The 12,449-nt window shown below is 44.0% G+C and carries 11 protein-coding genes; 7 read left to right on the top strand and 4 right to left on the bottom strand.

Annotated features, from left to right (window positions below; genetic code table 11):
* Nucleotides 1-63 precede the first annotated feature (63 nt).
* Nucleotides 64-981: a phosphoribulokinase gene (locus IPL34_RS04730; protein WP_296838492.1), complete on the top strand. Its 918-nt coding sequence runs from the start codon at nucleotides 64-66 to the stop codon at nucleotides 979-981.
* A 213-nt stretch (nucleotides 982-1,194) separates the two neighbouring features.
* On the opposite strand, the gene IPL34_RS04735 is transcribed toward IPL34_RS04730, so the two are convergent.
* Genes IPL34_RS04735 through IPL34_RS04745 form a run of 3 tightly spaced genes read right to left on the bottom strand, consistent with a single transcriptional unit; the run spans nucleotide 1,195 to nucleotide 3,172 of the window.
* The gene (locus IPL34_RS04735) at nucleotides 1,195-1,740 is read right to left on the bottom strand and encodes an HD domain-containing protein (protein WP_296838495.1); all 546 of its coding nucleotides are present in this window, start codon (nucleotides 1,738-1,740) and stop codon (nucleotides 1,195-1,197) included.
* Nucleotides 1,737-2,144 (bottom strand): HIT family protein, encoded by a 408-nt coding sequence (locus tag IPL34_RS04740; protein ID WP_296838498.1) that lies wholly within the window; start codon nucleotides 2,142-2,144, stop codon nucleotides 1,737-1,739. The genes IPL34_RS04735 and IPL34_RS04740 overlap by 4 nt, the downstream gene beginning before the upstream one ends.
* Nucleotides 2,141-3,172: a CDP-6-deoxy-delta-3,4-glucoseen reductase gene (locus IPL34_RS04745; protein ID WP_296838500.1), complete on the bottom strand. Its 1,032-nt coding sequence runs from the start codon at nucleotides 3,170-3,172 to the stop codon at nucleotides 2,141-2,143. The genes IPL34_RS04740 and IPL34_RS04745 overlap by 4 nt, the downstream gene beginning before the upstream one ends.
* Nucleotides 3,173-3,709: 537 nt before the next feature.
* On the opposite strand from IPL34_RS04745, the gene IPL34_RS04750 reads away from it, so the two are divergent.
* Together IPL34_RS04750 and IPL34_RS04755 are read left to right on the top strand one after the other, a co-directional pair.
* Nucleotides 3,710-4,540 (top strand): PDDEXK nuclease domain-containing protein, encoded by an 831-nt coding sequence (locus tag IPL34_RS04750; RefSeq protein WP_296843035.1) that lies wholly within the window; start codon nucleotides 3,710-3,712, stop codon nucleotides 4,538-4,540.
* A 178-nt stretch (nucleotides 4,541-4,718) separates the two neighbouring features.
* Nucleotides 4,719-5,240: a DUF1643 domain-containing protein gene (locus tag IPL34_RS04755; RefSeq protein WP_296838502.1), complete on the top strand. Its 522-nt coding sequence runs from the start codon at nucleotides 4,719-4,721 to the stop codon at nucleotides 5,238-5,240.
* A 99-nt stretch (nucleotides 5,241-5,339) separates the two neighbouring features.
* Here IPL34_RS04755 and IPL34_RS04760 read toward each other — a convergent pair whose 3' ends face one another.
* On the bottom strand, nucleotides 5,340-8,153 hold the full coding sequence (locus tag IPL34_RS04760; RefSeq protein ID WP_296838504.1) for an FAD-binding and (Fe-S)-binding domain-containing protein: 2,814 nt from the start codon (nucleotides 8,151-8,153) through the stop codon (nucleotides 5,340-5,342).
* A 218-nt stretch (nucleotides 8,154-8,371) separates the two neighbouring features.
* On the opposite strand from IPL34_RS04760, the gene dinD reads away from it, so the two are divergent.
* The 4 genes from dinD (at nucleotide 8,372) to IPL34_RS04780 (ending at nucleotide 12,176) form a co-directional block, all read left to right on the top strand.
* Nucleotides 8,372-9,214 carry a DNA damage-inducible protein D gene (gene dinD / locus IPL34_RS04765; RefSeq protein WP_296838507.1) on the top strand — a complete coding sequence of 281 codons (843 nt, stop codon included), beginning with the start codon at nucleotides 8,372-8,374 and terminating at the stop codon, nucleotides 9,212-9,214.
* A 103-nt stretch (nucleotides 9,215-9,317) separates the two neighbouring features.
* The gene (locus IPL34_RS04770) at nucleotides 9,318-10,130 is read left to right on the top strand and encodes a (Fe-S)-binding protein (RefSeq protein WP_296838508.1); all 813 of its coding nucleotides are present in this window, start codon (nucleotides 9,318-9,320) and stop codon (nucleotides 10,128-10,130) included.
* A complete protein-coding gene (locus tag IPL34_RS04775; protein ID WP_296838510.1) occupies nucleotides 10,127-11,536 on the top strand; it encodes a LutB/LldF family L-lactate oxidation iron-sulfur protein in 1,410 nt (469 codons plus the stop codon). The genes IPL34_RS04770 and IPL34_RS04775 overlap by 4 nt, the downstream gene beginning before the upstream one ends.
* Complete coding sequence (locus IPL34_RS04780; RefSeq protein ID WP_296838512.1) at nucleotides 11,529-12,176, top strand: lactate utilization protein; 648 nt, start codon at nucleotides 11,529-11,531, stop codon at nucleotides 12,174-12,176. Before IPL34_RS04775 ends, IPL34_RS04780 begins: the two co-directional genes overlap by 8 nt.
* Nucleotides 12,177-12,449 lie beyond the last annotated feature (273 nt).

Here is a 12,449-nt window from a genome sequence, read left to right on the forward strand (position 1 = left end):
GCGCTGCTGGCTGCTAAATCATCTCTTACACAAATCTATTTAACTTATGAGAGGAGTTTAGCAATGTCGATACCACATCCAATCATTGCTGTGACGGGTTCTTCAGGGGCGGGAACGACGTTTGTTAAACGCGCCTTTGAAAATATCTTTCGCAGAGAAAACATCCAAGCCGCCATCATTGAAGGCGATAGTTTTCACAGTGTGACTAGAACGCAATTCAAAGAACAAGCTAAATTAAAACCTAATTTTAGTCATTTTGGTCCTGAAGCTAATGATTTTCACTCTTTAGAGCAGCTATTCCGCTCTTATAGTGAAAGTGGTAAGGGTAAACGCCGCTATTATCTACATAATGATGACGAAGCCGAGTTTCATCATCACCGCCTTGCTAGACTAGGCGTTGATTGCACAGCCAGTTCTGGAGAGTTCACTCCTTGGGAAGATCTCTCAACCCCTACCGACATATTATTCTATGAAGGTTTACACGGTTTAATTAAAGACGACACCTCAGATGCTCGTTATGGTGGCTATGATGTGGCCAAATTCGTTGATTTAGGTGTTGGTGTAGTACCTAGTATTAATCTGGAGTGGATTCAAAAAATTCATCGTGATAGTGCTGAACGTGGCTACTCACCAGAAGTCGTCGTTGACACTATTTTGCGGCGTTTACCTGATTATATTAATCATATTACGCCACAATTCTCACGCACCCATATTAACTTCCAACGTGTACCAACCGTTGATACCTCAAATCCTTTTATTGCGCGTGATATTCCCACGGCGGATGAAAGTTTTGTAGTGATTCGTATTGCACAACCTAGAAAGTGGAATATTGATTTCCCTACACTGTTAAATATGATCCAAGGCTCATTTATGTCTCGGCGCAATAGTATTGTAGTTCCGGGGGGTAAAATGATGCTAGCAATGGAATTAATTTTAGGTCCGATTATTTACGATATGATTGACGCAAAAAAACGCCGTTAATAGCCAGTCTTTTCCTCAAGCGTTGAAAACCATTAAGCCCTAATAGTTAAGAGCTATTAGGGCTTAATTATTTGCTTATTAAGTACTTGAGTGAAAGTTATCGGGTATTTCTGGAGCAGTCTTGGCGGCAGGGATGCCGCCTTGTAGCGTACAAGGATGTATTCACAGCGACTGCGGAAGGAATGCTCGATAACATGAACGACTACTTATTCACTATTGACCGTATTGCTTAATGCGCTCAGCTAATTGTTGGGCTAGTAATGCATTAGCTGCTTTTAAGGTATCTAAAATCAATTGCCCTTCAATTTTATAATTAGCAATGCGCTCAGCCGTCCAATTCCAAGGGACATACTGTAAATTATCGGCTCGATCCGCGAGCTTGACCATCCACACCTCTTTCGGCTGTTGCACAATGCGGGCGAGGCTGTCTTTCATTTGTTCGGGTCGAGGCAAATCTGGATTTTTACTTAATGCCAAAACTCCATCCGCCACTACCCGCCCAAACTCGGCGGCTAATTGCTCGTATGTGGTTGGAGTATCTTCCAGAGTGTCATGCAGTAGTGCACATTGCAGCGCTAAATCCGCATTAGCCTCAGGTGTGGCTCTCAACCCTTGCAGTACTCGCGTAGTTACCATTCCGATATGAGTGATATAGTCGTAATTAATATCTGGCGTGCGCCCTTTATAGGTTTGCCCTTTATGAGCTAGGGCTGCAAATTGCCAAGCTTTTTCATAGGCTTCGATTGACCATGCACTCATGCTAATGCCTCGCGTAATTGGCTTAAACGTGACTCTAAAACAGTAGCCTCATAGGATTGAGCAGGTACTTTACCCCACACAGGTGCAGGCCAAGCAGGGTCAGTAGTGAATCGGGCAATATGATGAATATGCAGTTGTGGAACCATATTTCCTAAGGCCGCAATATTCAGTTTGATAGGATTAAATACTTGCACTAATACTCGACTTACCTGATCCGATTCCTCCCAAAGCATTTGACGCTGCTCTGAATTTAATTCATAAATCTCTCGCAAATCAGCTAGTTGAGGCACTAAAATCAACCACGGATACTGTGCATCATTCATCAACAAGACTTTACATAAAGCGAGATCAGTGACCCAAACGGTATCCTTAGCTAATTGAGGGTGCAGGGTAAACATACTCATACTGGATCTGCCATTGCTCTTAAAGTATCCGCACCATACTCAAAGGAATCTGAGTGCATTTGATCAGGGATTGCACCTTTTGCCACAAAGCTGGTTTTTGCGGCATTAATCATCGGTGGTGGTCCACTTAAGTACACATCAAACATACTCAAATCCGCAAAATCTTGTAGCACCGCATCATGCACCCACCCAGTGCGTCCCTCCCATTGATCAGTGTCAAGGGGTGCTGATAAGACGGGGGTATAAATCAAATTCGGAAAACGCGCCGCCCAATCTCTTAGCAATACCTCAATATATAAATCTTCCTTAGCCCGCACGCCCCAATATAAAAAGATTCTTGGCGTTAGACTGCGATTACGTAAGTCTTCCAGCATCGCTTTAATCGGTGCAATTCCTGTCCCACCTGCAACCATGAGTAGCGGGCGACTGACTTCTTGCAGATAAAATTGACCTAATGGCCCTTCAATGCGTAGCAATGCCTTTTCCTGCATTTGCTCAAATACGTGAGTGGTGAAATAGCCATTAGGTACATGACGCACATGCAATTCTAAATACTGGCTTTCATGCGGTGCATTAGCGATAGAGAAACTACGCCGCCGCCCATTAGATAATAAAATATCGATATATTGACCTGCGTGATAGCGTAAACGTTCGGAGGCAGGCAGTTTCAGAGTTAGTTCCATCACATCATGACAAAGCTTACGCATTTTCTCGACGCGGGCAGGTAGTGTTTTTACCTCAATTTCTTGAGCGGCTCCCACCGAGGGGCTATTGAGTACTAGATCCGATAAAGCTACGGCTTGACATAGAAAGGTGACACCACGCTCTTGATCATAAGGCGCTAAACCTAGGGGTTCGACCGGATACTCAACCTGTCCTTCGATAATGGTAGCAGCACAGGAACCACACGTCCCCCCTTGGCAGCTATAGGGCAGACGTATGCCTTGGCGCAATCCAGCATTTAAGATATTTTCGTTTTCTTCTACTTTAAACTGAAGCCCACTCGGTTGCAGGGTGATGGTGTACATGGTCTAACTAATCCAGTTTGAATGTTATGTCAGAGCATTTAAACAAATGCCAGACCGCTTGCCAATTAACCTAGTGAGTAGCGCTTAAAAGAAAAAGCGCACCAAAGTGCGCCTTAGTTAGGGTTCCGCGAGTTTTGTTGGTTAACTTATTGTTGTAATTTGCTACTTAAGCCTATTAGGAAAGCCTAAGGGCAATCTTTCTAAGGTAGCTAGAGGTTAAATCTACCTACCCAAAAGGGTGTTGATCTGGCTGGCATATAACATCCTCAACTTTGCTTATGTACTGTACTACTTAACTTATTGATGTTTATGCTTTTACTACTATGATCTGGTGTTACTTCGTGCCTAAATCAGTTAAGATATATTATAAGTCAAATAATTTTACTGGTAAAGTATTTTTACCTATTTTAGCCCCCTGCAAGCTGTAAAGATTAGGTAGAATTAATAAGGTAGCAATGAGACGAGTATAATTTTTATCAGGTATTAATTGATCTGTACCTTTGACATCCTCCTCACCCTAAAGGACGGGGATTCCTGCTGCCAGACGCTCATGTCCGAGCGCGAGAAGGTTTTTCGCGCAGCAATTTGATGTATATGCGTGCTTTTGCTCAAGCGTGGCAGGATGAATCAATCGTCCAACAGGCTGTTGGACAATTGCCGTGGGGTCATAATGTTGTCTTACTTACCCAACTCAAAGAGCCTACAGAACGCTTGTTTTATGCTCAAAAAGCCATAGAGCATAATTGGTCACGCAATGTTATGGTAATGCAGATTGAAACGCGTTTAATCGAGCGTCAAGGCAAAGCTATTACTAATTTTGAGTTGCGTTTACCCAAGCCTCAATCCGATTTAGCGATTGAAAGTCTTAAAGATCCCTATCGTTTTGATTTTTTAATGCTGACCGATCAAGCCCAAGAACGGGAAATAGAGAATGCCTTGGTTAAACATGTAACTGCGTTTTTATTAGAGCTAGGGGCGGGGTTTGCTTTTGTGGGGCAACAGGTACATCTTGAAGTGGGTGGTGATGATTTCTTTATTGATCTGTTGTTTTATCATTTGAAATTGCGTTGTTATATTGTGATTGAATTGAAAACGGGTGATTTTAAGCCGGAGCATTTAGGTCAGCTAGGGTTTTATTTGACGGCGGTGGATAGGCAGATTAAGACTGAACATGATACGGCTACTATTGGCTTATTGTTGTGCAAAAATAAGAATAAGGTAGTGGCTGAATATGCCTTAGGAGATAAGAGTCAGCCGATGGGTATTGCTGAGTATAAGCTAATGGAATCCTTGCCTACTAACTTGCAAGCTCAATTGCCTAGTATTGAGGAGATTGAGCGGGAATTAGAAGGACTGAGCAGAGATTGAGTATTAATTTAAATAACCATTGATGTTCTTTATGGTTTTAAATATCAATCATCTAACTAAATACCTAATAGCCCCCCCTTGTATTAAAATACTAATTTTTCTTATTCCGATCTTTATAGTTTTTTCTGAGCAATCTGTTATAAATAGCTTACGTATAAAAAACTTTTAGGTGATTATTATGTACGATATATACTCAAATGCTCGAAACGATATGTGGCGCTTTACTCTTGGAAGAAATGGCTCACGGAAACTTATTACCATTGGTCTTAATCCCAGCACAGCGACACAAGAAAGTTCGGATACAACCGTTGCAAAGGTTGAGGGTGTTGCAATGCGAAATGATTTTGACGGTTTTGTAATGCTTAACCTTTATCCTGTTCGCGCCACTAATTTCAATAGACTGCCACATGATGTAGATGATGAGGCTTTTTCAGAAAACCTGAACCGTATTGAGGAACTCTTTGATACTAATCCAAATTCGGTAGTTTGGGCTGCGTGGGGAGAGAACATCCACGCAAGAATTTATTTTGCTAATGCGGCAAGAGAACTTTTCTCTCGGTTGCAAACATATGGCATTACTTGGCGGCATTTTGGACTACTTACAAACTCAGGGCACCCACGACATCCGTCCCGTCTGCATTATTCGTGGTCATTCTCTGATTTTGACATACATCATTATGATCAAATACTTAGCACTTAATATTGCCGCCGAAAGGGCTGGATAAAAACGGCGCGTGTAGTGACTTAGTGACACCAACTTTCACTAAAACTACTAAATAATAACTTGGTGTGTGGGACACTACCCCACACACCGCTCCACCAAATACGCCACCGACCGATATTGCCGCCCACTATGCAAAGTCAAACCAATCTCACAAGTGCGACTATTACTCACCCCTTCTTTACACGTTTCTGGCAATTGCTGTTTCAATCGACTTAAAGCCGCAGCATTTAATTCAGGGGTCATAAAACCCTTATCCCCCGCAAAACCACAACAACCCTCTTCCTCTGGCTCAATCACTTGTGGCGCACAGCGTTTTACCAAATCACGTAATACTTTATCCAACCCCATTTTTCTAGCACTACAAGTAATATGCAAAGCCACAGGCTCCGATTGCGGTACAATTTTCAAATGTGGCAATAAATACTCAGAAATGAAACCAGCCGTTTCATAAACCTTCATAGGCTTAGTAAAATTCTCAATAAAGCGCAACGTACACGGGCTGGTATCACATAAAATGGGGTACTTACCCTGCTCACTCGCCTCCCACAACACTTGCTCTAATGCCAACACTGCACTTTTAGCCTGCTCAGGAAAACCCTTACTCGCAAACGGCAAACCACAACATAAACCCTCCACCCTAGGCGGAATAATCGCTTCAAATCCGGCTTTGGCTAATAGACTATCGAGAACTTGTTTTAAATCGCGGGTTTCAGAGTCACCGATGCCCGTCCCCATCGCCCTAGTCACACAGGCAGGGAAATACACCACTTTGCCATTCACACCAGAGCGCGTACTGTGCGTTAAAGCACTCAGTTTACTCGCCCCTCGCGGCATCCCCTCATGCCAATACGGTATTTTAGTGAACCTAGTCAACTGCCTACTCATGGCAGTAAAGTTCTTTAGCCCAAAAACCTTAGACTTCACATAGCCAGCACTCAGTCCAAAGCGTGTCATATTAGTAATCGGTGCAATATGACCCTCGGCAAAACTCGCCATCTTGTGCGCCATAGCACCGTGCTGCTCAGTACGCAAAGCCCGCACCAACTCACCCGTATTAATCCCCACCGGACAACGCGTAGAACACAAGCCATCTACTGCACAGGTATCCAAGCCCTGATACTCAAAACGCTTATCCCAAATACTCACCTGATCAGGGTTAGCCCGTTTCAAACGGGCATGTTCGCGCCACGCCACAATGCGCTGGCGAGGAGTCAAAGTCAGATTACGCGACGGACACACAGGCTCACAAAAACCGCATTCAATACAACGATCAACCAGCTCATGCGTGGCAGGCATGGGTTTGAGATTTTTGAGGTGAATATCTTTGTCGGTATTTAATAGCACGCCCGGATTAAGCAGGTTTTCGGGGTCAAATAGGGTTTTGATTTGCCACATCAGCTCATACGCATCCCGCCCCCACTCTAACTCCACAAAGGGAGCCATATTGCGCCCCGTACCATGTTCTGCTTTGAGCGAGCCGCCGTATTTGACCGCGACGAGTTCAGACACATCGTGCATAAAACCTTCATAGCGTTTCACTTCTGCCTCAGTGCTAAAGTCCTGAGTGAAGACAAAATGCACATTACCTTCTAAGGCATGACCAAAAATCAGCGCTTCACTATAAGCATACTTGGCAAATAAACCTTGTAAGTCACGTACCCCCGCCGCCAATTGCTCAATCGGAAATGCGACATCTTCAATAATCACCGTAGTACCGACCGGACGCACTGCACCCACAGCGGGGAATAAGCCCTTACGCACACTCCACAATTGTGCGTATTGAATCGGATCTTGGGTAAACTCGACCGGAAATAATACCTGATGCTCAGCTAATAGGTTTTGTACGGCTTGAATCTTGTCGTTCAACTCAGCTTGATTCAGGGCACGTATATCAATCAGTAAAGCGGCAACTTCAAGACTCAGATCTTTTAGAGTACTTGGCATTCCGGCTTTATTTTGCACCGACTTTAAGCCCGCACCATCGATGAGTTCCACCGCATCTACGGGTTGCGTTTTTAATGCAGTGACGGCTAAACACGCCGCTTCAATATGCGGAAAAAACACTAGGCTAGTCGCCTTATTCGGGTAATCTGGTACGGTGTGATATTGAATCGCAGCGATAAACCCTAATGTGCCTTCTGAACCTATCATCAAATGCGTCAGAATATCTAAAGGGTCGGAGTAATCAATCAACGCATTAATGCTATAGCCCGTAGTATTTTTCAGGCGGAATTTGTGTTTAATGCGAGCGCTGAGTTCGGGATTATTTTTGACTTGTTGAGCTAAGTCAGACACTTGATCTAATAACGGGCGCTGCGTATTTAAAGCCGTTTGGCGTCCTGCCTCAGTGCGGGTATCTATCACCGAACCATCCGCCAAAATAACGCGCATACCCTTTAAAGTGTGATAGCTATTTTGTGCCGTACCGCAACACATGCCTGAAGCATTATTTGCCGCAATACCGCCAATTTTGCAAGTATTGATCGACGCGGGGTCTGGACCAATTTTACGTCCAAAGGGCGCTAGATATTGATTAGCTTGCGAACCAATAATATTGGGTTGGAGATTAATAGCATTGCCTTGATCCAATACTTGAAAATCACGCCAGCTATTGCCTTCCATCATAATCAGAATCGAATCCGTCACCGCTTGCCCCGAAAGGCTAGTACCTGCTGCACGGAAGGTGACAGGTAAACGCTGACTTCGTGCTAATTGCATGACTGCAATGAGTTCAGCTTCATTTTTGACTTTGACTATGACTTCGGGAATCAAACGATAAAAGCTCGCATCTGTACCATAGGTGAGACGGGTAAATTCATCGGTGAAAATCTGTTCTTGAGGCAATACCTGTTTTAAAGCTTTACCAAACGCTTGATACATCTCGGACATTACCCGCTCTCCTAGACTGCTAATCGAGTACTCTAAATTGGTCAGACCAATTATTATAGAATGATAAACTGGTCTGACCAATTTTATAAAATTTGAATTATATAGGGTTCTATATAATAATTTCACTCTTAAATACTATTTAAATTTTAAATTAACTTTAAATCTCAAAAGATAATCGATCTAAGATAGAATATAAATATGAATTTTAAGAGTAATCTATGAAAAAAGAATTAATATACTCACTAACTTCAAACTTTGAAGCACATGCCCAACAAACTGAAAATGGCGTAGAGTTCTGGTTGGCACGCGACCTCCAGCATCTACTAGGGTATGCAGAGTGGCGCAACTTTTTGTTAGTAATCAACAAGGCAAAAACAGCTTGCGAACTTTCCGAGCATGCTATTGATGACCATTTTGTTGGTATCAACAAAATGGTTGAGCTTGGTTCTGGTAGTAAGCGTGAAATTCAAGACATAATGCTTACTCGCTATGCTTGCTATCTAATAGCACAAAATGGTGATCCCAAGAAACAACCTATTTCATTCGCTCAAACTTATTTTGCAATACAAACACGTAAAGCTGAGTTAATTGAGCAAAGACTATTAGCTGCTGAGCGAGTTTCAGCTCGTAAAAAACTAGCTGAGACCGAAAAAGAGCTATCACAAATAATATATGAGCAAACAGGTGATAATAAAAACTTTGCTTTAATTAGAAGTAAAGGTGACACTGCTTTATTCAGTAGACCCACTCAAACGATGAAAGCTCAGTGGAATGTACCTGATAACCGTCCTCTAGCTGATTTTGCACCTACTATTATTTTGAAGGCAAAAGACTTCGCTACAGAAATTACCATTTTTAATGCGCGTGAACATAGAATGACCACTGAATCGGAAATTTCCCATGAACATATCACTAACAATAAAGCAGTACGGAATACACTACTAGAGCGAGGCATTCGCCCTGAATCGCTATCATCTGTAGAAGATGTTAAAAAGCTAGAGCGCCGTCTAGCCTCTGAAGAACGGAAAGCTCTAAAAAAACCCGAAGTACTAGATGACTGATACGATACTTCAGTAGACAATTGACTCATTAGTTTCGATTTGCTCAGTACTTCAATAGTCAATGCAATATGCTTAATAAAATATGCTAGGAGTCTATTAAATAATGCCACCCTCCAAACCCGACACCGTGTACTTTTTCGGTACGTGTCTGATTGACTTAATGTTCCCCAAAGCGGGAGTTTCGGCAATACAATTATTGCAACGCGCGGGCATTAAAGTGATTTACCCCCAAGCCCAAACCTGCTGCGGACAGCCTGCGTGGAACTCAGGCTACCGTGCTGAAGCTCGCAAAGTCGCCCGCGCCCAAATAGCCCTATTCCCCAAACCTTTACCCATTGTCATTCCTTCCGGCTCGTGTGCAGGCATGATGAAAACGCACTACCCCGAATTATTCAAAGGCGAAGCGGACGAGGCGCAAGCATTAGATGTAGCGGGTCGCGTGTATGAATTAACCGAGTTTTTAGTCGATGTACTAAACGTCAATCTCAAAGATTTAGGCGAACCGGTAGAGATTGCGGTACATACCTCGTGCTCAGCGCGGCGTGAAATGGGTGTTGCCGATAAAATCGAACAACTACTCGGACAACTGCAAAACGTCAAAGTACTAGAGCAAGCCTATAAACCCGAATGCTGCGGTTTTGGTGGCACTTTTGCTATTAAACAACCCGAAATCTCCGCCGCTATGGTGGCTGATAAAACCATGCACCTACGCAATACTGGAGCGACTCAAGTGGTGAGCCAAGATTGCGGTTGCCTAATGAATATTGGCGGCGCATTCGAGTACCAAGCTAAACACCAAAATAAAAAGGCGCTCAGTACCCAACACATAGCAGAGTTTCTACTACAACGCACCTCTTCTCCTTCCCCCTCGACGGGGGAAGGACACAGGATGGGGGTGGCGGAGGTAAAATCATGAAAACTGAATTTCGTATCCAAGTCGATCAAGCACTCGGCAAACAAGACGTTCGCGCCCATTTCCGTAAGGCGATGGACACCTTAATGACCAATCGGCGTAATCAATTTCCCGATAATGCTGAGTTGCAACGCCTACGTGATCAAGCCCAAGTGATTCGTGCTAATGCCTTAAGCAAGCTACCCGAATTACTTGAACAATTAGAAGCCAATCTGACCCAAAATGGTATTCACGTCCATTGGGCTGAGACAACAGATGAAGCTAATGACATCGTGCTTAAAATCATGCAAAAGCATAATGCGACTTGGATGATTAAGGGTAAGTCGATGGTTTCGGAGGAAATGGGCTTAAATCATTTTCTCGAATCTAAAGGCATTGAAGCACTGGAGTCGGATTTAGGCGAGTTCATCATTCAACTAGATGGTGAAACACCTTCACACATTATTATGCCCGCGATTCATAAGAGCAAAGAGCAGATTGCTAAGCTTTTCAATGAGAAATTCCCCGATATTCCCTATACCGAAGATGTGGATACTTTGACCCGCACGGCTCGCGATATTTTGCGCGAGAAGTTTTATAACGCGCCCGTAGGCTTGTCTGGGGTGAATTTTGCGGTCGCAGAAACAGGTACTCTGTGCCTCGTGGAAAACGAGGGTAATGGGCGTATGTCAACCACCATTCCCCCCGTGCATATTGCCGTGACGGGGATTGAGAAGGTGGTGGAAAAGTTCAGTGATATTCCACCGCTTCTAAGCATTTTGCCGCGCTCTGCGACGGGACAGCCGATCACTACTTATTTCAATATGATCTCTAGCCCACGCAAACAAGGCGAGAAAGACGGCCCCGAAGAGGTGCATTTAGTACTGCTCGATAATGGGCGCTCACGTATTTATTCTGACCCTGAGTTACTCGCCACTTTGCGCTGTATTCGCTGTGGGGCGTGTATTAATCATTGTCCGGTCTATGTGCGCATTGGGGGACATAGTTATGGCACAGTGTATCCGGGACCTATTGGCACCATTTTAGAGCCGCAAAAATCCGGTTTAAGTGTGCATGGCGAATTAGTCCAAGCCTCCTCGCTCTGTGGTGCATGTGGTGAAGTGTGTCCGGTACGTATTCCGATTCCGAATATTATTAATCGTTTGCGCTACGAAGGAGTACATCAAGAGGAGAGCAGTGTGTTAGATGCAGGCTCTAAGCGTAAGCCAATGGAAGCGATTACTTGGAAGGCGTGGTCGTGGGCTGCAACTCATCCGAGTATGTATAACCTAGGCAGTAACCTAGCCACTCAAGTACGTAAGTTAGTGCCCAATCATTTGGGCGCATGGACAAGTGTGCGCACTGCTCCCGCTATTGCCGATAAAACTTTGCATCAACAGCTTAAAGCTTTAGGAGTCGATCATGAGTGAAGCTCGTAGCCACATTTTCCAACGCTTACGCGCTGTGCCTCGCCCTGAAGTCGATACCACTGGACGTGATTACATTCCTATCTATCAATGGGATAAGGCAGAGCGCATTAAACGCTTTACTGAGCGTATGCAAGCGGTTAGAGCCGAAGTCCATCACTGTGATCGAAGCTCGTGGCTCAGCAAAGTCGCTGAGCTGTGTAGGGTTAAGGGCTTAACTAATTTATTGGTTTCCCCTACGACTGAATGGGGGCAAGCGCTTTATCAACAAGCTGAATCCTTGCCTAGTTTAACAGGCTATGACCAACCGATTGAGGCTTGGAAGCAAGAAATGTTTTACGGCATTGATGCGAGCCTTACGAGTACGTTGGGTGGTATTGCAGAAACAGGTTCCTTGATACTCTGGCCGAATAGTGACGAGCCACGCATGATGTCGCTCGTGCCGCCCGTGCATTTTGCTATTTTGGATACGGAGCAGCTCTATACTACATTTGCCGAGGCAGTACAGGCGCAAGATTGGCTAGCACAAGGTATGCCGACTAATGCACTGCTGATTTCAGGTCCTTCAAAGTCGGCTGATATTGCTCAAGTCTTAGCTTACGGAGTGCATGGACCTAAGGAGCTGGTAGTCATTTTGGTTTGAATTAGCTAACTACGGACACTGCGCTATAAACCCAACAGTGTCCTTAATATGTTTAGATTTAATTTTTGGCTGCCTTTTGAAGTGAAATTGCTAACTCTATCTGACACTTAATGATTTAGTTTTTCTTAATGATAGTACAGAAAATATCAGGTAAGTTCGTGCGAGTTTTTGTTCCTTCCTTCACGCTTATGTAATAAAGTCTTGGGCGCTATAACGCTAGGTGGTTTACATTCAAACGTACTGTCACGCGGTCAAAATCATCTAGTCTTGGCA

The organism is Thiofilum sp. (assembly GCF_016711335.1).
Lineage (GTDB): Bacteria > Pseudomonadota > Gammaproteobacteria > Thiotrichales > Thiotrichaceae > Thiofilum.